General features: G+C 58.0%; 25 protein-coding genes, 2 rRNA genes and 1 pseudogene. 5 read left to right on the forward strand and 23 right to left on the reverse strand.

The window, feature by feature from the left end; translation table 11 throughout:
• Positions 1-82: 82 nt before the first annotated feature.
• The 4 genes from PXT33_RS02975 (at position 83) to PXT33_RS02990 (ending at position 4,321) form a co-directional block, all read left to right on the forward strand.
• Positions 83-2,917, forward strand: a 23S ribosomal RNA gene (locus tag PXT33_RS02975).
• Between the two features lie 127 nt (positions 2,918-3,044).
• Positions 3,045-3,161, forward strand: a 5S ribosomal RNA gene (gene rrf, locus PXT33_RS02980).
• 166 nt (positions 3,162-3,327) lie between these two features.
• The gene (locus PXT33_RS02985; protein ID WP_097776731.1) at positions 3,328-3,660 is read left to right on the forward strand and encodes a PadR family transcriptional regulator; all 333 of its coding nucleotides are present in this window, start codon (positions 3,328-3,330) and stop codon (positions 3,658-3,660) included.
• Entirely contained in the window at positions 3,653-4,321 is a 669-nt protein-coding gene (locus PXT33_RS02990) for a hypothetical protein (protein ID WP_097776730.1), read from the forward strand. Before PXT33_RS02985 ends, PXT33_RS02990 begins: the two co-directional genes overlap by 8 nt.
• Positions 4,322-4,413: 92 nt before the next feature.
• On the opposite strand, the gene fba is transcribed toward PXT33_RS02990, so the two are convergent.
• The 4 genes from fba to PXT33_RS03010 form a co-directional block, all read right to left on the reverse strand.
• Entirely contained in the window at positions 4,414-5,277 is an 864-nt protein-coding gene (fba, locus tag PXT33_RS02995) for a class II fructose-1,6-bisphosphate aldolase (RefSeq protein WP_005941384.1), read from the reverse strand.
• 735 nt (positions 5,278-6,012) lie between these two features.
• On the reverse strand, positions 6,013-7,059 hold the full coding sequence (locus PXT33_RS03000) for an IS30 family transposase (RefSeq protein WP_332375921.1): 1,047 nt from the start codon (positions 7,057-7,059) through the stop codon (positions 6,013-6,015).
• 58 nt (positions 7,060-7,117) lie between these two features.
• Complete coding sequence (locus PXT33_RS03005; RefSeq protein ID WP_118761600.1) at positions 7,118-7,381, reverse strand: helix-turn-helix domain-containing protein; 264 nt, start codon at positions 7,379-7,381, stop codon at positions 7,118-7,120.
• 382 nt (positions 7,382-7,763) lie between these two features.
• Positions 7,764-8,000, reverse strand: coding sequence for a helix-turn-helix domain-containing protein (locus PXT33_RS03010; protein ID WP_118761633.1), 237 nt, complete (start codon positions 7,998-8,000; stop codon positions 7,764-7,766).
• A 125-nt stretch (positions 8,001-8,125) separates the two neighbouring features.
• Here PXT33_RS03010 and PXT33_RS03015 point away from each other — a divergent pair, with 125 nt between their 5' ends.
• Positions 8,126-8,629, forward strand: coding sequence for a DUF4236 domain-containing protein (locus PXT33_RS03015; RefSeq protein WP_332375922.1), 504 nt, complete (start codon positions 8,126-8,128; stop codon positions 8,627-8,629).
• A gap of 65 nt (positions 8,630-8,694) precedes the next feature.
• Here PXT33_RS03015 and PXT33_RS03020 read toward each other — a convergent pair whose 3' ends face one another.
• From PXT33_RS03020 to PXT33_RS03110, 19 genes and pseudogenes are all read right to left on the reverse strand, one after another.
• Positions 8,695-9,699, reverse strand: a complete 1,005-nt coding sequence (locus tag PXT33_RS03020; protein WP_332375923.1) for an N-acetylmuramoyl-L-alanine amidase — start codon at positions 9,697-9,699, stop codon at positions 8,695-8,697.
• A 151-nt stretch (positions 9,700-9,850) separates the two neighbouring features.
• Entirely contained in the window at positions 9,851-10,165 is a 315-nt protein-coding gene (locus PXT33_RS03025) for a phage holin, LLH family (protein WP_332375924.1), read from the reverse strand.
• Positions 10,162-10,392 (reverse strand): hypothetical protein, encoded by a 231-nt coding sequence (locus PXT33_RS03030; protein WP_347070450.1) that lies wholly within the window; start codon positions 10,390-10,392, stop codon positions 10,162-10,164. The genes PXT33_RS03025 and PXT33_RS03030 overlap by 4 nt, the downstream gene beginning before the upstream one ends.
• Before the next feature lie 91 nt (positions 10,393-10,483).
• The gene (locus tag PXT33_RS03035) at positions 10,484-10,849 is read right to left on the reverse strand and encodes a serine/threonine protein kinase (RefSeq protein WP_332375925.1); all 366 of its coding nucleotides are present in this window, start codon (positions 10,847-10,849) and stop codon (positions 10,484-10,486) included.
• A gap of 56 nt (positions 10,850-10,905) precedes the next feature.
• Positions 10,906-11,037 (reverse strand): hypothetical protein, encoded by a 132-nt coding sequence (locus PXT33_RS03040; RefSeq protein ID WP_020989839.1) that lies wholly within the window; start codon positions 11,035-11,037, stop codon positions 10,906-10,908.
• 56 nt (positions 11,038-11,093) lie between these two features.
• The gene (locus PXT33_RS03045; protein ID WP_332375926.1) at positions 11,094-11,258 is read right to left on the reverse strand and encodes a hypothetical protein; all 165 of its coding nucleotides are present in this window, start codon (positions 11,256-11,258) and stop codon (positions 11,094-11,096) included.
• A gap of 4 nt (positions 11,259-11,262) precedes the next feature.
• Positions 11,263-11,424 carry a hypothetical protein gene (locus PXT33_RS03050; protein WP_347070451.1) on the reverse strand — a complete coding sequence of 54 codons (162 nt, stop codon included), beginning with the start codon at positions 11,422-11,424 and terminating at the stop codon, positions 11,263-11,265.
• A complete protein-coding gene (locus PXT33_RS03055; RefSeq protein ID WP_278985077.1) occupies positions 11,421-12,323 on the reverse strand; it encodes a fibronectin type III domain-containing protein in 903 nt (300 codons plus the stop codon). The genes PXT33_RS03050 and PXT33_RS03055 overlap by 4 nt, the downstream gene beginning before the upstream one ends.
• Positions 12,324-12,431: 108 nt before the next feature.
• Positions 12,432-12,674 (reverse strand): annotated as a pseudogene (locus tag PXT33_RS03060) (DUF6273 domain-containing protein); the annotation flags it as partial.
• Entirely contained in the window at positions 12,629-13,000 is a 372-nt protein-coding gene (locus PXT33_RS03065) for a DUF6273 domain-containing protein (RefSeq protein WP_347070452.1), read from the reverse strand. The gene PXT33_RS03065 and the pseudogene PXT33_RS03060, both read right to left, overlap by 46 nt.
• A gap of 36 nt (positions 13,001-13,036) precedes the next feature.
• Positions 13,037-14,260, reverse strand: coding sequence for an RNA-directed DNA polymerase (locus PXT33_RS03070; RefSeq protein ID WP_033121185.1), 1,224 nt, complete (start codon positions 14,258-14,260; stop codon positions 13,037-13,039).
• A gap of 171 nt (positions 14,261-14,431) precedes the next feature.
• Entirely contained in the window at positions 14,432-14,560 is a 129-nt protein-coding gene (locus tag PXT33_RS03075) for a hypothetical protein (RefSeq protein ID WP_255653996.1), read from the reverse strand.
• Positions 14,561-14,580: 20 nt separating this feature from the next.
• The gene (locus PXT33_RS03080) at positions 14,581-14,979 is read right to left on the reverse strand and encodes a sugar ABC transporter ATP-binding protein (protein WP_118647741.1); all 399 of its coding nucleotides are present in this window, start codon (positions 14,977-14,979) and stop codon (positions 14,581-14,583) included.
• Positions 14,980-14,992: 13 nt separating this feature from the next.
• Positions 14,993-15,250: a hypothetical protein gene (locus tag PXT33_RS03085; RefSeq protein ID WP_033121184.1), complete on the reverse strand. Its 258-nt coding sequence runs from the start codon at positions 15,248-15,250 to the stop codon at positions 14,993-14,995.
• Positions 15,250-15,468, reverse strand: coding sequence for a hypothetical protein (locus tag PXT33_RS03090; RefSeq protein WP_040649713.1), 219 nt, complete (start codon positions 15,466-15,468; stop codon positions 15,250-15,252). The genes PXT33_RS03085 and PXT33_RS03090 overlap by 1 nt, the downstream gene beginning before the upstream one ends.
• Positions 15,469-15,480: 12 nt before the next feature.
• A complete protein-coding gene (locus PXT33_RS03095) occupies positions 15,481-16,707 on the reverse strand; it encodes a hypothetical protein (protein ID WP_332375928.1) in 1,227 nt (408 codons plus the stop codon).
• Positions 16,708-16,719: 12 nt separating this feature from the next.
• Positions 16,720-17,121 (reverse strand): hypothetical protein, encoded by a 402-nt coding sequence (locus tag PXT33_RS03100; protein ID WP_223474777.1) that lies wholly within the window; start codon positions 17,119-17,121, stop codon positions 16,720-16,722.
• Entirely contained in the window at positions 17,122-17,466 is a 345-nt protein-coding gene (locus tag PXT33_RS03105; RefSeq protein ID WP_008981412.1) for a hypothetical protein, read from the reverse strand.
• Between the two features lie 33 nt (positions 17,467-17,499).
• Positions 17,500-18,249 (reverse strand): hypothetical protein, encoded by a 750-nt coding sequence (locus PXT33_RS03110; RefSeq protein ID WP_008981413.1) that lies wholly within the window; start codon positions 18,247-18,249, stop codon positions 17,500-17,502.
• Positions 18,250-18,255 lie beyond the last annotated feature (6 nt).

The following is an 18,255-nucleotide window of genomic DNA, read 5'->3' on the forward strand; positions in this document are numbered from 1 at the left end:
TTTCAAAAGGAAGGGTAACAATAATCTTCGTTGGCAAGAGAGAATCAAGAGGATACCAAATGTTCCAAGAGAACGTTTGAAAGGTCAAGCGAACAAGGGCGCAGGGCGAATGCCTTGGCACTGGGAGCCGATGAAAGACGTGATAAGCTGCGATAAGCTTCGGGGAGCTGCAAATAAGCATTGATCCGGAGATTTCTGAATGAGGAAACTCACCTGGGTTCATACTCAGGTACGTTATACTGAACTTCAAAATAGGTATATCGAGGGAACCGCCTGAACTGAAACATCTAAGTAGGGCGAGGAAGAGACATCAAACGAGATTCCGTAAGTAGTGGCGAGCGAACGCGGAAGAGGGCAAACCGAGAGTAGAAATACTTTCGGGGTACGGACTGCTTTTAGGACTTAATCTGTTAACCGAACGGCATGGGAAGGCCGGTCAGAGAGTGTGAGAACCACGTAGGTGAAAACGGAGAGAGCTGCGCAGGATCCAGAGTACGGCCAGACACGTGAAACCTGGTCGGAATATGGGGGGACCACCCTCCAACCCTAAATACTACCCAGTGACCGATAGCGTATAGTACTGTGAAGGAAAGGTGAAAAGCACCCCGGGAGGGGAGTGAAAAAGAACCTGAAACCCTGTGCCTACAAGCACCTAGAGCGCGTCAATGCGTGATAGGGTACTTTTTGTAGAACGGTCCGGCGAGCGATTGTATGCAGCAAGGTTAAGGACTTAAGGTCTGGAGCCGAAGCGAAAGCGAGTTTGAAAAGGGCGTTAAGTTGCATATAATGGGCCCGAAACCGGGTGACCTACCCATGGTCAGGTTGAAGTGGAAGTAAAATTCCATGGAGGACCGAACCGACCTCCGTTGAAAAGGCGGCGGATGAACTGTGGGTAGCGGAGAAATTCCAATCGAACCCGGAGATAGCTGGTTCTCCCCGAAATAGTTTTAGGACTAGCCTCAAGTTAGATACCTGGAGGTAAAGCACTGAATAGCCTAGCGGCCGAGAGGTTAGCGAAGCTTATCAAACTCAGAATGCCAGAGTATTGATGCTTGGGAGTCAGACAGTGTCAGATAAATGTCATTGTCAAAAGGGAAACAGCCCAGATCTACAGCTAAGGTCCCAAAGTCAGGTTAAGTGGAAAACGATGTGAAGATACGTAGACAACCAGGATGTTGGCTCAGAAGCAGCCACTCATTCAAAGAGTGCGTAATAGCTCACTGGTCGAGCGTCTTTGCGCGGAGAATTTAACGGGGCTAAACCTGACACCGAAGCTTAGGCAGCATGTTTACATGCTGGGTAGGGGAGCGTTGTATACGCGGTGAAACAGTAGCGCAAGCGGCTGTGGAGTGTATAGAAGTGAGAATGCCGGAATGAGTAGCGCGAATGCAGTGAGAATCTGCATGGCCGAAAGCCTCAGGTTTCTGGAGGAAGGTTCGTCCGCTCCAGGTTAGTCGGGAGCTAAGGTGAGGCCTAACGGCGTAGCCGATGCACAGACGGTAGAGATTCCGTCACCACCAAAAGAGTTAAACACAGGGACACATATGAAGTCTCGGAGCCGGGTGTTGGTTCCGGTAGCGATCGAGGGAAGTTAGTACCGAAGTCTGAGATGGAAGATGGCGAGAAAAGCTGTGTGGATTTCTGCGGTGCCCGTACCGCAAACCGACACAGGTAGGTAGGAAGAAGATTCTAAGGCCAACGGGAGAAGGGTTGTTAAGGAACTCGGCAAATTGACCCCGTAACTTCGGGAGAAGGGGTGCTGCAGCAATGCAGCCGCAGAGAATCGGCCCAAGCAACTGTTTACCAAAAACACAGGTTTGTGCTAAATCGAAAGATGACGTATACGAGCTGACGCCTGCCCGGTGCTGGAAGGTTAAGAGGAGATGTGCAAGCATTGAATCGAAGCCCCAGTGAACGGCGGCCGTAACTATAACGGTCCTAAGGTAGCGAAATTCCTTGTCAGGTAAGTTCTGACCCGCATGAAAGGCGTAATGATTTGGGCACTGTCTCAACAGCCCGCCCGGCGAAATTGTAGTACCGGTGAAGATGCCGGTTACCCGCGACAAGACGGAAAGACCCCATGGAGCTTTACTGTAGCCTAATATTGGGTTTCGATGTTGCATGCACAGGATAGATGGGACACTGGGAAGCAGGTGCTTTGGCGCTTGTGGAGTGGCCGTTGGGATACCATCCTTGCGATATTGGAATTCTAACCTGCGCCTTTGAATCAAGGCGGGGGACATTGTTAGGTGGGCAGTTTGACTGGGGCGGTCGCCTCCTAAAGAGTAACGGAGGCGTTCAAAGGTTCGCTCAGCTTGAACGGAAATCAAGCAAAAGAGTGCAAACGCAGAAGCGAGCCTAACTGCGAGACTGACGGGTCGAGCAGTAACGAAAGTTGGAGTTAGTGATCCGGTGGTATGTGAGTGGAAATGCCATCGCTCAACGGATAAAAGTTACCCTGGGGATAACAGGCTGATCTCCCCCAAGAGTCCACATCGACGGGGAGGTTTGGCACCTCGATGTCGGCTCATCGCATCCTGGGGCTGTATTCGGTCCCAAGGGTTTGGCTGTTCGCCAATTAAAGCGGTACGCGAGCTGGGTTCAGAACGTCGTGAGACAGTTCGGTCCCTATCTGTCGTGGGCGCAGGATATTTGATGGGAGCTGTTCCTAGTACGAGAGGACCGGAGCGGACGTACCTCTGGCGCACCAGTTGTTCTGCCAAGAGCATAGCTGGGCAACTATGTACGGATCGGATAAACGCTGAAAGCATCTAAGCGTGAAGCCGACCCAAAGATAAGATATCCCATTGTTTTAAACAAGTAAGACCCCTTGAAGACTACAAGGTTGATAGGCACGATGTGTAAGTGGAGCGATCCATTCAGCAAGCGTGTACTAATAGGTCGAGGGCTTGACCACAATTCGCTTGAGACTCTGAGAGTCAACGAAAAAATGTAAGCAGTGATTATTCAGTTTTGAAGGCACGTCCTTCTAAGAAATACTGGACAAAGTACAACAAACATGTTATACTGGTTCAGTCAGATCGGTCGGTGTCGATGACGGTGAGGTTCCACCTGTTCCCATTCCGAACACAGAAGTTAAGCTCACTTGTGCCGAAGATAGTTCGCTGGAAACGGCGCGTGAAAATAGGTAGTCGCCGACTTGAACAGAAAGCTCTGAGAGAAATCTCAGGGCTTTTTTGTTGCACAAAAATATGGAGCGGATTTTGGTCGAAATGATAACAGGACAGGACTTGACAAAAATACTACTATGCAATACAATATAGATAAGCTACTATGTATTGCATAATAGGTAAAAGGAGGTATCCAGTGGAAAACAACACACAATTGCTCAAGGGCGTTTTGGAATTCTGTGTTCTGAAGCTCATCAGCAGAGAGCCGACCTATGGCTATGAGATCGTGATGCATCTAAAACAGGTCGGGTTTTCTGACTTGAGTGAAAGTACACTCTATCCGCTGCTACTGCGGCTGGAACAGCAGGGAAAGGTCACGGTGGAACGCAGACCCTCCCCCAAGGGACCGAGCCGGAAATACTACGTTGTAACGGAAGAAGGGCGGCAGGCGCTTCTTGAATTCCGACAAGATTGGAGCCAGCTATGCCAGCTGGTGGAAAAAATTTTTAAGGAGGAGCCATATGAATAAGTATTTTGCGTTGCGAAAGGCAAATCGGATGCGTACAAAGCTGCTGAACGAAAAAAGCCAGGAGCAGCTGAAAGAAGTGATCCGGTATCTTCGCCGGGTCAGCTGGGATTTCTGCGGAATCGAGCTTGTACGCAGCGATCTACTTGATATTGCCATCCAGGCAAATGCGGAGAACCGGGAACTGTTTCATTCAATTCCGGACGCAAAGACCTTTGTGGAGGAAGTCAAACCCAGCTTGAAAACACTGGGGGCTGGGGATTACTTCTGGTTTGTTGCACCGCTGTATTTCTTTTTGGAGTGGGGCGTGGAAGGGCTGCTGCTTTACCCGGTAATTGGTGATTGGGTTTTTGAACTTTCTGTAGGCTATCTGATGCAGCTTGTTGTTGCAGTGACGGTTTTTTGCGCACTGTTCCGCCGGATGATGGAGCAGGTAGGCTTTCCGCCACGAGAGCATTGGCTGAAATATGCTACATGGCTGGTGCTTTATATCGTGACTCTGTATGGAACGGGCTGGTTCTTTACCCAGATCGCGGGTAAGATCGTACTGCTGCGGCTTCCGATCCTTAGCTATTCGATTTTTTGCCTGCTTCTGGGTGCAGGACTGTATGCAATACATTTTTGGAGATATGGAAAAGACCCGCGTCTGAGTGCTCGCATATAAAGTAAAAAGCGCCCCCGCTGCACTGTGCATAACGGTGCAGCGGGGGCGCATACTTTATTGGGTGGTGTACCGGTTACGATACGAGCTTCTGCTTAGCCCTTGCCTGCGCAGCCGAACAGCTCGATCTTCTCCTTGCACTTGGCCTCGATGGCCTTTGCGCCGGGAGCCAGCAGCTTGCGGGGGTCGAAGCCCTTGCCCTGCTGATCCTTGCCCTCTTCGATGTACTTGCGGGTGGCCTCAGCAAACACCAGCTGGCACTCGGTGTTGATGTTGATCTTGGAAACGCCCAGGCTGATGGCCTTAGCGATCATCTCGTCGGGGATGCCGGTGCCGCCGTGCAGAACCAGAGGAATGTTATTGGTGGCCTTGTGGATGCGGTCCAGAGCCTCGAAGTCCAGACCCTTCCAGTTTGCCGGGTAGACACCATGGATGTTGCCGATGCCGGCAGCCAGGAAGTCAATGCCCAGAGCGGTGATCTTTGCGCACTCCTCGGGGTCTGCGATCTCGCCGGCACCCACAACGCCGTCCTCGACACCGCCGATGGAACCGACCTCGGCCTCGATGCTCAGGCCCTTAGCGTGTGCCAGAGCAACCAGCTCCTTGGTCTTTTCCACATTCTCCTCGATGGAGTAGTGGCTGCCATCGAACATGATGGAAGAGAAGCCGGCCTCGATGCAGGCCTTGCAGCCCTCATAGGTGCCGTGATCCAGATGCAGGGCAACGGGAACGGTGATGCCCATGGAATCGACCATTGCGCTGACCATGGCAGCGACGGTCTTGAAACCGGTCATGTACTTGCCGGCACCCTCGGAAACACCCAGAATCACAGGGCTCTTCATTTCCTCGCAGGCGGTCAGAACGGACTTGGTCCACTCCAGATTGTTGATGTTGAACTGAGGCACACCGTAGTGGCCATCACGTGCTTTGATCAGCATTTCGGTTGCATTTACCAACATTATTCATTACCTCCACAAAATCATTGGGGTCTTGCTCGTTTCATATCCGCTTTGTGCACGGTTTAACGAACCTACAGAATTAGTATACCCCAAACAGCGGCCAAAATCAATCCAAACCGGTGTTTTTCCTGTAACAATGCGGGGATTCTGTTTCTGGCAGGGTGCAGGGGGTTACTGCCAGAAGCGCGTATATTCGATAGAATGCAACAAATTTCCATATAATGTGCAATAAGCGGCCGAAAGACAGAACGCTTGATGAAGGACGGATTTTCAACACAGATCCACATTCGTCAAAATGATATTGGGCAATTTGGCAAAAGCGGACAGGATGCAGTTCAAAAAATTGTCATATTTCCGACTTGTATTCTACAAATTGTACGCAGGAAATCAAAAAAGGTCGAACCAAAAAGTGGAAAACCTTGTGGAAAGTGTGGAATTCCACAGGCAAAACAGGCTTTAAAGCTGGACTTTTGAACTTTCTCCACAGGGTTTTCAACATGTGGAAAAATAATCGCTCTTCTACGGATTGTATACCGCGTTTTTGTGGAAAACTTTTTTCTCCGGCAAAACAGAGGGATATCTACCCAGCAGCCGGGTAAAGCTGATGCAGGGCGGCAGAACATTTCTGCAAAAAAGCGGAAACGGTCTCCGGCACCACGAACAGAAAAACTTTTGCAGGACGCGGATAAAAAAGCCGTTTGTCAAGAGTAAATGCACAAAAAAGCAAAAATAATTTTACGAGGCCAGAATGAGGGCCATTTCCTCGCGGAAAAGCTGCTCGGAGCACAGATAACCGAACATTTTCCGCGGGTAGTTGTTGAGCCACGCCTCGATCCGCTTGGTTTCCTCGTCTGAGATTGTGCTGAGGTCGGTGCCCTTCGGAACGTGCCGCCGGATTAGGCCGTTTTGGTTTTCGTTGGATCCGCGCTCACTCGGCCGGTAGGGGTGGCAGTAGTAGACCTCGGTGCGGGCGCCCTTGCCGCTTGCGCTTCGCTCAATCCCGGCAGCGTCGGCAAACTCGCAGCCGTTGTCGCAGGTGATGGATCTGAATACCTTCGGGAACAGGTCGCCGTACTTGGCCTCGAGCCCGTCGATCGCAGCGACGACGCTGGCGGCCGTCTTGTCCGGCGACGGTATAATGAGCTCCCAGCGCGTTTTCCGCTCGGTCATCACGATGTAGGTGTTGCTGACGCCTTGGCAGCTTTCGACGCTGTCCATCTCCCAGTGTCCGAAGGTGCTGCGGTTGTTGATGTGCTCGGGCCGCTCCTCGATGCTCCGGCCCGCAGGCTTGCGCGGCATAGATCCGGCCGGGCGTTCCGGCTGGTGGCGCTTGCCGTGCTGCGGCAGCATGGAGACGGTCAGCTCGTCGCCGAAGATCTCGCCGCGGATGTAGTTGTAGGCGGTGCTCGCGCAGATGTGCGTCTTGAAGGGCCAGCCCTTCACCTCGGCCTCACCGATCGCAGCCTCCGGGCTGTACTTCTCGTCGCGGATCTTGACGATCAGGTAGTCGGCCAGCTCGTGATCGTTGCCGATTTTCAGCTCCGGGCCCTTTGCGCGGAGGTTGGCCTCATAGCGGGCCTGTGCTCCGTCCGGGTTGTATCTGGTCTCGGTGGTGTAGTCGCTGTTCAGGTGCTCATAGGTGCATCGCTTCAGCTCCCGGTAGATGGTCGTATGATGTACGCCGAGCTCTTTGGCGATGTCGGTCGGCTTCATTCCTGCGCGGATGAAGGCGTCGAGCTGGATCCGCTTGGTCGGTGTCAGATGGCTCCAGTGCTGTCCCATTGTGTTCCCCTCCGTGATAAAAGAAAAAGGGCGGCCCGCCGGCCGCCCCTTCTGTGTGTCAGTGTTCCTCGTACTTTTTCAGGAGCTCGAGCGTCTCCTCGTCCGTGATGATGTCGGCCAGCCTGCACTCCAGCGCGTTGCAGATCTTCAGCAGCGTCGGCAGCTTCGCGCCGTTGATGTCCCGGGCGCCTCGCTCGTACTGCTGGAGCACTTGCACGTTGATCCCGGCCAGTGCGGCGAGCTGAGACTGAGACAGGCCGGCCGCCTTGCGGAGCTTTTGCAGCCCCTCGTTTTTATAGGTCACTTTGATCGAGATGTCCATGTTGTTCCTCCCGCTTGACTTCGCCGTGGTTTCGTGGTTATAATAAAGAGGAACGGCGGGCGGGATTTTTCCCGCCGTCCTTCGACCTTACTGCTTGGGCTTTTGGTTCGGCTTTATCGTGATAGTGATGGTGGCAACCTGTTCACACTTTAGAGCCTGTTCCAGCAGCTCGAGCAGTTTTTTCATCTGCTCAGCATCCACGGCTTTGCCTCCTTTCCGCGGTTTTGTTCTCCTTTCTTTCTGTACTCGGCTATCCCTTGCCTGTGATTATATTATAGAGCATTTGCTCTATAATGTCAAGCATAATTCGGCAGATTTTCAACATTTTCCCGCGTTTTTTCACATAAAAAAAGCCGCACGGCGTCGCTGCCGTGCGGTTTTCTCATTCTTTCCCGAGCAGGTGGTTGATCGTGGTGCCGAGAGCGGTCGCCAGATAGTCCAGCTCGTAGTCAGCAACGACTCTGCTGCCGTTCTCGATGCGGCTGATGACCTTCTGCGTGACGTCCAGTCCGATGATCTGGAGCTTGTAGGCGAGCTGTTCCTGTGATAGACCAGCCCGCAGCCGTTCCTCTTTGACTCGCTCCCCGGAGATGTTGCACCTGCCGTCTGGTTTGTAGATTTTCGACGCCCTCGCCTCCTTTTATCCTAAAGATGACTATGCAATATTGACTTTACCAGTTCTGGCATGGTAATATTATGCCAAAGATGACTAAACGCTAAAAAACGCAAACAGGAGGTAACGGCATGGGTACACGGTTCAGACGTAGTTTCAAAATTGCCCCGGGTGTCCGGGTAAACCTTAACAAGAAAAGCGCGAGCGTCAGCTTCGGCCCGAAGGGCCTGAAGCACACGATTAGCACGACGGGAAAAAGCCACACGACCGTCGGGATCCCCGGGACGGGCTTGTCTTATACGACGAGCTCCGGCGGGAAGTCCGGCGCGCAGCAGGGCGCGGTCAGCATCCCCGCAGCGCAGCGGCCGACGTCGCCGAAAAGCAAGACGGTGGCGCTGCTGCTGTGCATCTTCCTCGGCTTCTTCGGTGTCCATCGGTTCTATGTTGGGAAAACCGGCACAGGCGTCATTTGGCTGCTGACGGCCGGGGCCTGCGGGATCGGCTGGTTGGTCGATATTTTCACCATCCTGCTCGGCGGTTTCTATGACTCCGAGGGCCGTGTGCTGCGGTTCCAGCCCACAGAGGCCGAGCTCGCCGCTGCCGGTGAAGCGCCGGATCCTGACGCCGAGGAGTAAAGCCCCACATAACAGAAAAAGCCCGCCCGGGATCTCCGGGCGGGTTTCTGCTTTTCTATGCGGTTTTAGAGTTTCGTGACGTAGTCCAGAGAGATCCAGCCCGCGCCGCTCTTGAGCTTGCCCCACTTGGTCGCGCCGGGGCCTGCGGCTTCGGCGACGATGGTGTAGATGCCCTTGCCCTTGATCTGGCCGGCGACGCCGTAGTTGGTGCCGGGGCCCTTGCGGATGTTCAGCACGTCGGCCGTCGTCCGCACGCGGTAGCTCGTTGCTGTGCCGGTGCTGCCGATCGAGATGTCCGCAGCGTTTACCCAGCCGTAAACGGTGGAGCCGCCGCCGCTGATTGCCTTCAGGTGGTACGGGTGCGCCTTGCCGGCCGCGACGGCCGTGATGGTGGCCTTGCCGGGCTTGCAGATCTTGGCGTCCTTGGCCGCCGCGCTGGTGTAGTGCTGCGTGCCCTTGAAGTCGACCACGTCGCCGACCTTCAGGCCGGTCTCGGTGCTGCCGGAGGTCTGGCCGCCGGTGCTGCCGCCTGCGTCCGTGATGCCGAGGCGCTTGTTGACCTCGGCCGCGATCTGGCCGTGGCGGTTGTAGAGGTAGTCGCCCGGGCAGCTCTTATTCGCGTAGTCCCTGTGCACGGTCATGTTGCAGCCGTTCAGGTGGTTCACGCGGTCGTTTTTGCTGGTCGACCAGACGAGGCGCTTGATGCCGTTGCGCTTGCAGATGTCGGTCACGAGATCCAGCAGCGCGGCGTATGCCTTCGCGGAGACGGGCCAGTCAGGCGCGCCGCCGTTGTTGGCGACTTCGATGGTGACGGCCCGCTGGTCGTTGGCGTTGGACGAGGTGCACCACGAGCGGTTTGCCTCGTCGACGTACAGGGCGATCCGGCCGTCGGTGCCGATGCCGTAGTTGCTGGACGCCTGCCGCGCAGAGTTGGTGAACAGGTTGCCGCAGGTTTCGACGGAGCAGTTGCCGGCCATACAGTGGATCGTGATGGTGTCGATCTTCTTGGTGCGCTTGCCCGAGTGGTTCGGGCTGAGCTTGGTGTAGACCACCAGAGGGCTGTTACTCATTGTCGTCTCCTTTCCCGCCGGTCAGCTCGTCGAGAGTCTCGTCTGTGATGGTCTCGCCGGGCTTCAGCTTGATGTCGTCGGTGTTCTGGTTTTTCATGGGTTTACCTCCTTTACAAGCAAGAAAAGGGCGGGCCGGAGCCCGCCCTCTCCGTTATTCGATGGTCAGGCCCTCAGTGTTGAGCTGCTTGACGATTGCCTCGATCGCGTTGACGACGCTTTTCTCGTCGACCTTGAAGCCCTTCTGCTTCAGGAAGTCGAGGACGTACTGCTTCTTCTCCTCGCCGCGGCCCTGTCCGACGTAGAGCTGCTCAGCGGCAGCGACGCCGATCTTTACCCACGCGGTCAGCTCCTTGCGCTGTGCCTCGGTGGTCTGCTTCTTCAGCCACGGGATCAGGAAAACGCTGACGCCGGCGCCGATCAGGGCGAGGGCTGCGTTGACGATGGGGGTGATGTCGATGGTGTTCATCCTTTTGCCTCCTCATTGTTGAGAGTGTCCCCGGACGGATCCGGGAGCGGGTTGCCGTCGGCGTCGAGCCCGTGGCGGTTTCGGCTGATTTTCTCGCCGAGGCTCTTGCCGGCGTATGTGATTAGATAGCCGACGCAGGCGGTGAAGATGGTGCCGGTCAGCTCACCGACCGGGTCGCGCCCGAAGGCAGAGAGCAGCAGAGAGCTGGCTGCGCTGAGCGTTGCCACGCTGGCCGCCCAGTATGCGAGCTTTTTGCTCGCCTCGATTTTCTTTTACGCTTGCGCCGGCGCTTCTTTGCGGCCATGCTGCTCCACCTCCTCAGTCGATGATCGCGTGGATCCCCTGACTGGTGAGGAAGTCCTTCTGCGCGTGTTTGATTTTGGCAGCGTAGTCGAGGGCTGCGTGCATATCCCCGTTACAATGTGCGTCAGGGATGCGCTGCACGGCCCGGGCCGTCGCCTCGCCGAGGGCGATGGCTGCCGACGTGCCCTGAATGGTGATGATCTGGAGATCTTCACGGGCACGTTCTCGGGCCGCTGCCTCTTTCTGTCGTTTGGCCTCCTCGGCCTCCTTTTGCTTCTCGCGCTTCTGGATCCTGTGCTCGAGCATCCAGAAGCAGAAGCCGGTCGCGGCCGTCGGGATCCCCATAAGGACGACGAGCGCGCCGATGTTGATTTCGATCATGGTGTCACCTCATAAAGTCGGAGGGCCGCAGCTCGCGGCCCTCCTTGTTGTTTGGCTTACTCCTCGACGTCGTCGAAGTAGCCCATGTCGACGAGATACTTGTGCACGCGGGCCTTCAGCTTCGCGGGGACGTTGTCCTCGGTGATGCGGCCCATGATGATCTCGCCTGCATACAGACGTACCAGCATTTCACGCTCCTCCTTTCCTGCAATTTTTAATAATAGCCACGCGAGGGCCCGGGCGATCATTCGGTCGCCCTTTCCTTCGCGGTGCCAGCGTTTGCGGCTGCCTCGATGGCAGCGATGGCGTCCTCGACCTGCTTGCGCAGTTTCTTCGGGACGTCGTTGATGGTCATGGTGGAGCCTTCGCGTGTCAGCTCCCTGACGTACAGCTCGACGATCTTGCTCATGCTGTTACCTCCCTCCGTCGCCGTAGACCACGTCGGCCAGCTCCATGATGCAGCCCTTCAGCAGCTCGATGGTGTCAGCCTGCTCGGCGATGGTTTTGTCCTTCTTGGCCTCTGCGGCCTGTTCGTCGTTCAGCTTTTGGATGCTGTCGGCTCTGTGTTTAATCATGCAAAGTTACCTCCGATCGACTGGATGTAGCAGGTCTCCGTAGCGGATCCGCGGAGCAGCTTGGCCTTGACCTTGACGCCCCACGCTGCGGCCGTCTTGGTCTGGTTGGTGAAATAGTGCTTCTGGCCGGTGCGGGCCTTCTGTGTGATGTCCTCCCACGTCGGGCTCGCGTCGTTGCCGTTGTTGCAGATCCAGACCTGAAGCGTGCAGCCGGCCGGGAAATTGCCCTGAATGTTGACGAGGGCCTTGGTCGGCATGGCGTCGGCCTCCATAGCGAGGGTCTGCTCAAACTCGACGGACGTGACGGCCTTGGTGAAGGTCAGCGTGCGGGTGACGCTGGCGTCCTTGGCGTCGGTCGCCACGATCTTCAGGGTGTGGCTGCCGTTCACGACCTTCAGCCACGCCTCGGAGCCGATCGTCAGCGTGTTGGTCTGGCCGAGGGTCACGGTGTAGCTGCGCAGCGTGACGCCGTCCAGCATCTCCACGACGTCGACCTGATGTCCGTCGGCGTCGGTGACGGTGTACTCGTAGGACGGGGCCGCCGTGCTGAAGCTGCCGAGGGCGCCGTCCGTGCCGCTGATGACGGGCGGTCGGTTATTGGTGACGGTGCGGGTGGCGCTGGTGGTGTACGCACTCTCCGCGCCGGCGGCGTCGTATGCCTTGACGCGGTACTGCACGCTCGTCCATCCGTAGGTGATGGCGTCGGTGTAGCTGCGCGAGGATCCCTTGTAGATCTGTGCCCATGTGCCGCTCCCGACCTTGCGCTCCAGAACGTAGCCGGAGAGGTTGCCGTCGGGGTCGGTGGAGGCCGCCCACGAGATGCTCAGGTTCTCGCCGCCGAGCACTTCGCTCGGGACAGTGATGGACGACGGCGCTGTGGGCGCCTGATTGTAGATCACTGTATAGCATCCATCCGAGTCGACGGAGTCGGAGATCAGGAGATCAGAGGACAGATTACAAGCGGGGCGCAGGCCGTAGTGGCCGTAGCAGGCGAGGTTCCAGCTCAGAGCGCCACCGGCGCTGACGTAGCGGGCGTCGAGGGCCGAGCCGGCATAGGCGTCCCGCAGCCAGTAGTACCACGCGGCACCAGAGCCCGGGTTGCTGGAATAGTTGGAATTGGCGACGCAGGAGGCCGTCACGGTGGCGATGCGGCTGTTGTTGTCGCTAAAGATCGCCAGCTTGCTGCCGCAGACGTGGTCGCCGCTCAGGCCGACCTCAGTGCAGGACAGGGGAAGATCTTGTCCGTGCAGGTCTCCGTCCCGCCGCCGTCTGTGGAGCTCTTGCCGACCGTGATGGTGGTGTTCAGCAGAGCTGCCCGCTCGTTGGCGGTGAAGGCGTTCAGAAAACCGGCGAGGCCACTGTACGGGTTGACGCCGTTCCAGACGTGGGAGGAGTCCGGCGTCTGGTCTGCGGAGTGCTGTGCGGTGTACCACTGGCCGGCAGCCGCGGGGCTGTTGAGCCACTGGCGCAGGTTCGAGTAGATGTAGCGGTTGTTGCCGTAGCCGCGGCGGTCGCTGTTGCCGTTACTCGGTTCTGTTGCGTCGAAGCACAGCATCTTGATGATCTGGTTGGTCACGAGCGTGACGCTGTTGGAGGGTAGCCTGCGTGGTTCTTATCGGCCACGATCCAGACGATCGGGCTGCCGTACAGGCTGCCGAACTTGACCTTCGACTTGTTTGCGAGGTTGCTCAGTTTTTGGGCCATGAGTTGTGTCTCCTTTCGGTGATGGTTTGAGCTCCGGGAAATAGCTGAAGAAATAGGCGTCCATGTTCTGCCGCAGGTGGTAGGTGTTGCCGTGTGAGATGTGGCCCGTCCAGCTCGCGTAGGATTGCACGACGCTGTCGAGTGTCATCTTGCCAGAGTCCACCAGTCCGCGGAACTTGCGGATCTTGCGCTTCATGTTGTCGATGCTCTTGGCTCGCACTTTCCTCACGACCTTGCCGGTCTGCGTGAGGTAGGTGTGAAAACCGAGGAAGTCGATGCCGTTCTTCAGCGGGAGGATCTGCGTCTTGCCGTTCAGCCGAAGGCCGAGCGGCTTGATGTATGCCTCGATCTCCTTGAGTATCTGCCGGAGCAGCAGCTTGTCGCTGTGTATGATGTAGAAGTCGTCCATGTACCTGCCATATACGAGGCCGCGGTCATCCCTCAGCCAGTGGTCGAAGGCGTCCAGATAGAGCAGCGCGAGCAGTTGGCTCGACTGGTTGCCGATCGGGATGCCGGGGTCTGGCGTGCTGTCGATTATGAGCCACAGCAGCCACTCAGCGAAGTCGATCAGCTCGGGATCCTTCAGCCACTTCAGGGCCCGGCGGGCCGTTTCGTAACAGTAGGAATGGAGCAGGGTGTAAAAGAACTTTGAAAAATCGCCCTTCAGTACCCAGCCGTCGGCGTAGTCCCACTCGTTCATCGGCCGGGGCGGCAGGCCGGCAGCCTTGCGGGCTGCTTCGTCTGCTGCCTTTCGGCTGAAGAAATAGTGGCGCATAGCCGCAGCCAGACGGTCGAGGCCGTCGTGGGTGCCTTTGCCGATCTGGCCGGCGTAGTTGTCCCGGATGAAGCGCCGGGAGAACGCCGGCTCGAGGACGTTGTCACAGAGCGAGTGCTGGACGACTTTGCCCTCGAAGTCGATGGCGAGGACGAGCCGCTCCTTGGGCTCGTACACCTTGAAGGGGTAGTAGGGCCCGAAGGAATAGTCGCGCCGCTGGAGCCTCTCAGAGAGGGCGACGGTGCGCTCGATGGCCTCCATGCGGTAGCGCATGGCGGTCGGGTTGTCGCGCTTTCCGCAGCGGGTTTTGCGGTATGCTTTGTAGAGCGCGATGGTGCTGTTTACGATATTCTCCATTGAAAAGTCTCCCCGCCGTGTATAGCTCCGGCCACGCTTTGCGTGCGCCGCCGGGGGCATCGGCGGTCTTGTGTTTACCCATGACCGGGCCGGTCAGACGGCCGCGGCTGCGGGAGGGATATGCCTTCCTTGGATGATGGGGCACAGTGTTCGCCGTCCGTCTCCGGGCGGTTAATAAGTCGGGCGATCCATCGAAGCGGGGCGCAGGCCGTTGTTGCCGTTGTAGGCGTTGTTCCTGTTCAGAGTGCCATCGGTGTTGACGTTGCGGGCGTTGTTGGCCGAGCCGGCACGAAAAAACAAGGCATACCCCGAGGGCCGCCTCACTGGTGACGCTTCTGTGCGTCCAGCTTGGCGGCCCTCTCTTTATCCGTTTTGTACCATTTGGCGGTCTGGTTCTTCACGCCGGCCGCCATCTTCGCCCAGTATGCAAAGGCGTCATCGCCGAAGCCGCTGAGGATCTCATGCGCGAGCTCGATGTGGTGGATCAGCTTTCGGCAGTTGCGAAGCGCCGACCGCTGCGCGCGATACCTGAGCTCACGCTCCTCGGGATCCGTCAGGAGCAGATCGTTGGCCTCCATCAGATCTGCGACGAGGTCGCTGGCCTCGTTCATCATCCTCTGTGCCAGACCGAGCCGCTCCTTCTTCGGGAAAACGGCCGGGTTTCTGGTCTTGATGTAGGTGTGTTTCTCGAGCTCCTTGGCGTCCGTGATGACCTGCATCTCGGGCAGTTTGTCACGGCCGAAGGGCGGGCGGCCTACATTGGCCCGCTCGTATGGCCGCGAGTGTCCGTTGCTTGCCGTAGTATCTCACCTCCTCGCCTTTGATTGTGACGCGGGCGCTGCTGCCGTCGTAGGTCTTGCCCTGAATGACGATGACGCCGTCCTCCCGCTTGCAGCAGGAGCAGGGCAGGGCCAGCTCGACGAACAGGTGCGCGATGATGCAGGAGGCTTCGGCTGGTGGGATCGGGGTGTAGTTGTAGCAGTTTCCCATCAGCACTCGAGCCTCCGCTGCCCTGTGTTCCAGATGCCGGATCTCACGGTCAGCCCCTCCAGATCGTCGAATGTGATCTGGAAGGGGTTGCTCGTGATGTCCGTGCAAACGAAGTCCCACAGGGCGTCGACCTTCACCTTCAGAGCGTTGTCAGCCGCGTCGACATACTCCTTCGTCGTGATGTCCTTCGGGTCGTCGACTGCTCCGTAGTGTTTCATAGGCCGGCCTCCTTACAGTGCGATGCTTGTGATGATGACGAGGATCGGGTTGGAGGGCGCGGCCGCGAGCGTGACCGTGACTTTGCCGTTGGCCGAGGCCGTAGCGTTATCGAAAGAGATGTCGCCGATGACCTGCTCCTTGGTGGCGCTGTCGATCAGGATCACGCTGAGGATGTAGCCGGTGACGGCGAAGCTCTTGCTCGCCGCGTCGCTGAGGGTCTGGACGGTCTTGGTGACGGCCTTCGGGATCGCGGGCTTGTTCTTGATGAAGGCGTCACTATTGCCGTCCGTCTCGTTCCAGTCGCTCTGGACGTTCTTCTCGGCGTCGGCGGGAGCGTGGGCGCTCTGGCTGTGGTCGTATGCCGTCTTGCCGCGGTCGCCGCGGTAGGCGGTGCTCGCAGTCTCGCCGATGGCGAGGTCGTTGCCGATGACGGCGTAGGTCGTCCCGCTCCAGCGGTACGTCTTGTTCTGGTACTCGCCTTTGCTCAGGATGACGTAGATCTTGTCGGACTCAGGTGTCAGGGCGGCGCCGCCGGAGGTCTTACTCAGCCAGTCGGCACCGAGGGCCGTGGCGCCGGTGCGGATGTAGGCGTCGACGACGTCGTCCACATAGCTCGGGAGCTGGTTGGCCGGCACCTTGCCGCCGCTGTCCAGCTCGGCCACGCCGCCGGCTGCGCCCTTTTCCGTTGCGGGGATCGCGCCGACGTCAGCGGCAGCGGACGGGATCGTCGGCTTGTCGCTCAGATCCTTATAGCTGCCGGAGAAGGCCACGGTCTTGAGGTCGCTGAAGAACTTCAGCACCTTGCCGAGCAGGACGCTCAGCTTCTCGCCAGAGGTGGGCGCCTCACGCTTGGCCGATGCCTCGAAGGCGACGGTCGCGTTGGAGCCGTCGCCGTCCGTGTTCAGCTTGCTGGTGTCCTTGGGGTGGACGTGGTCGCCGCGTGCGAACGCCATCTCAGTGCCGACGGCGGCGGTGCCGTTCATCTTCGGCGTAGTCGTGGACGCTGCTGCGCCCTCGGGGATGTCGCCGGAGGTGATAAAGCCGCTGTCGTTCTCGAGCTGCGAGGTCTTGGTCGGCACAGGGATCCATTTCTCACCTGTCCACAGGTACAGCGTCAGGTCGATGCTGTTGAAATAGATCTGGCCGATCTTCGGGTTGGCCGGAGGTGCAGCGAGCGGCTGCATGATGGCGTTTTGGATCTCGTTCTGTGAGAGATCAATGCTTGTCAGGAATTTCACGGGTTTACCTCCTTAGTTGAAGTATGCAGTCCCGGAAAAGGCTGCGCAGAAGGTCAGGCGCACGGTGTTGTCGTCGAGGTAGTCGACCTCCCCGATGACCACAGTGCCGGCGCTGTCGACGACCGTGACGGCGGGCCGCTTTCCGAGGTTGTGGGCGACTGTCCACACCTTCGCTGCCTGCGCCTGCTTGTGGGTGTGGTGCCTGTCGTCCGTGATGCCGAGCTGCGCCGGCGTCATGTCGCCGATCAGCTCGTGCCCGTTGATCTTGGGCTTGTTGCGCAGGGCTTCGTAGTTTGAGGCGCTGCCGCCGCCCGTCTCCTTCATGGAGGCGGTCATGGAGGCAGGCGTCTCGGTCATCTTCGCCCCGAAGGTCTCTGCGCTGCCAGAGAACGAGGCATTGAAGTCGACGCTCACTTAGATGACGCCGTCCTTCAGGATCCGGCTGAGCGGGGCGGTCATAATGTTGCTCGCAAACGCGCGCCCGTCCTCCGTCCTGCCGCGGATCTGCACCTCCACCTGTTGATCCTCGTCTGGAGACAGAGAGCCGAGCAGCAGCGTGTCGGCTTGCGTCAGGCTGACGGTGACGACCTTGTCGGTCGCGTCGACGCCCTCGTCCCCGAGGTGCTTGGTGACTTCCACCTGCTTCGGCGGGGCATAGGTGGCGAGCTGCTGCGTGCGGAATGTTACCCACATGGTCACGAACTCGCTGACGTCGATGTCACAGTTGATGGTGATGGTTGGTGTGGTGCCTCTATACATGGGCGGCCTCCTTTCTGGCCTTTGGCCGGTAGTTTAGCACTCGAGGCGCTGGAGTCCGCTGTTCCAGATGCCGGCCGTCAGGGTGATGCCCGTCAGGTCTGCAAACGTGATCTGGAAGGGGTTGGTCGTGATCTCGCTGAAAACGGCGTCCCACAGTGTTGCGATCTTGCTGGTGTTCTGGCCGACCGCGTTGCTCAGGTCATTCACCGACGCCTCGGCGGCCTGTGCGATTGCGATGGCCTGCCGGGCGAGCGCCAGAGCCTCCTCTGCCGTAGCCTGCGCGCCGAGGGCGATGGCTTTGTAGGTCTCGTAGTCCTCTTTGGTGGCGTAGGCGTCGGCGGGGATGTAGGCGGTCACGTTGGTGGCCGTGCCGATCGCGGTGACGATGTCGATGGTTTTCTCGACGATGGTGGCGCCGCCGGATGGCGGGATCCACTCGGCCAGATCGCCGCAGTTGCCGTAGCAGTACAGCACCTCGCCGACCTCGGGATCGGGATCTTCGGCATAAAGGCCGAGCTCGCGGTAGTAGAAGCCCTCGGTCTCGTCGCCGTTGGTGAAGATGCCGCCGACGGCCACGGTGCCGTCACCGTTGATCTTCAGCTTCGTGATGTCGACGGTCGCCTTCGGGCTGACCACGCCGGTGAGGGTGCGGGGCGTCTGGCCCTCCTCGAGGTAGCCATCGCCGAGGACGATCTTGGTGTAGTTGATCTTCTGGCCGGCCACGCCCTTCGCCAGAACGATCAGGCCGGCGGTGGTGATGTCGTTGTTGATAAATGCAGCCATGTCTAT

It is taken from the genome of Faecalibacterium taiwanense (assembly GCF_036632915.2).
Lineage (GTDB): Bacteria > Bacillota > Clostridia > Oscillospirales > Ruminococcaceae > Faecalibacterium > Faecalibacterium taiwanense.

What these genes read in the sequence shown, in the direction of transcription:
- PXT33_RS02990 (WP_097776730.1), top strand. Translation starts at nt 3,653, where the DNA reads ATGAATAAGTATTTTGCGTTGCGAAAGGCAAATCGGATGCGTACAAAG.
- fba (WP_005941384.1), bottom strand. Translation starts at nt 5,277, where the DNA reads ATGTTGGTAAATGCAACCGAAATGCTGATCAAAGCACGTGATGGCCAC.
- PXT33_RS03000 (WP_332375921.1), bottom strand. Translation starts at nt 7,059, where the DNA reads ATGGGACAGCACTGGAGCCATCTGACACCGACCAAGCGGATCCAGCTC.
- PXT33_RS03005 (WP_118761600.1), bottom strand. Translation starts at nt 7,381, where the DNA reads ATGGACATCTCGATCAAAGTGACCTATAAAAACGAGGGGCTGCAAAAG.
- PXT33_RS03015 (WP_332375922.1), top strand. Translation starts at nt 8,126, where the DNA reads ATGGGTACACGGTTCAGACGTAGTTTCAAAATTGCCCCGGGTGTCCGG.
- PXT33_RS03020 (WP_332375923.1), bottom strand. Translation starts at nt 9,699, where the DNA reads ATGAGTAACAGCCCTCTGGTGGTCTACACCAAGCTCAGCCCGAACCAC.
- PXT33_RS03025 (WP_332375924.1), bottom strand. Translation starts at nt 10,165, where the DNA reads ATGAACACCATCGACATCACCCCCATCGTCAACGCAGCCCTCGCCCTG.
- PXT33_RS03035 (WP_332375925.1), bottom strand. Translation starts at nt 10,849, where the DNA reads ATGATCGAAATCAACATCGGCGCGCTCGTCGTCCTTATGGGGATCCCG.
- PXT33_RS03040 (WP_020989839.1), bottom strand. Translation starts at nt 11,037, where the DNA reads ATGCTGGTACGTCTGTATGCAGGCGAGATCATCATGGGCCGCATCACC.
- PXT33_RS03045 (WP_332375926.1), bottom strand. Translation starts at nt 11,258, where the DNA reads ATGAGCAAGATCGTCGAGCTGTACGTCAGGGAGCTGACACGCGAAGGC.
- PXT33_RS03050 (WP_347070451.1), bottom strand. Translation starts at nt 11,424, where the DNA reads ATGATTAAACACAGAGCCGACAGCATCCAAAAGCTGAACGACGAACAG.
- PXT33_RS03070 (WP_033121185.1), bottom strand. Translation starts at nt 14,260, where the DNA reads ATGGAGAATATCGTAAACAGCACCATCGCGCTCTACAAAGCATACCGC.
- PXT33_RS03080 (WP_118647741.1), bottom strand. Translation starts at nt 14,979, where the DNA reads ATGCAGGTCATCACGGACGCCAAGGAGCTCGAGAAACACACCTACATC.
- PXT33_RS03085 (WP_033121184.1), bottom strand. Translation starts at nt 15,250, where the DNA reads ATGGGAAACTGCTACAACTACACCCCGATCCCACCAGCCGAAGCCTCC.
- PXT33_RS03090 (WP_040649713.1), bottom strand. Translation starts at nt 15,468, where the DNA reads ATGAAACACTACGGAGCAGTCGACGACCCGAAGGACATCACGACGAAG.
- PXT33_RS03105 (WP_008981412.1), bottom strand. Translation starts at nt 17,466, where the DNA reads ATGTATAGAGGCACCACACCAACCATCACCATCAACTGTGACATCGAC.
- PXT33_RS03110 (WP_008981413.1), bottom strand. Translation starts at nt 18,249, where the DNA reads ATGGCTGCATTTATCAACAACGACATCACCACCGCCGGCCTGATCGTT.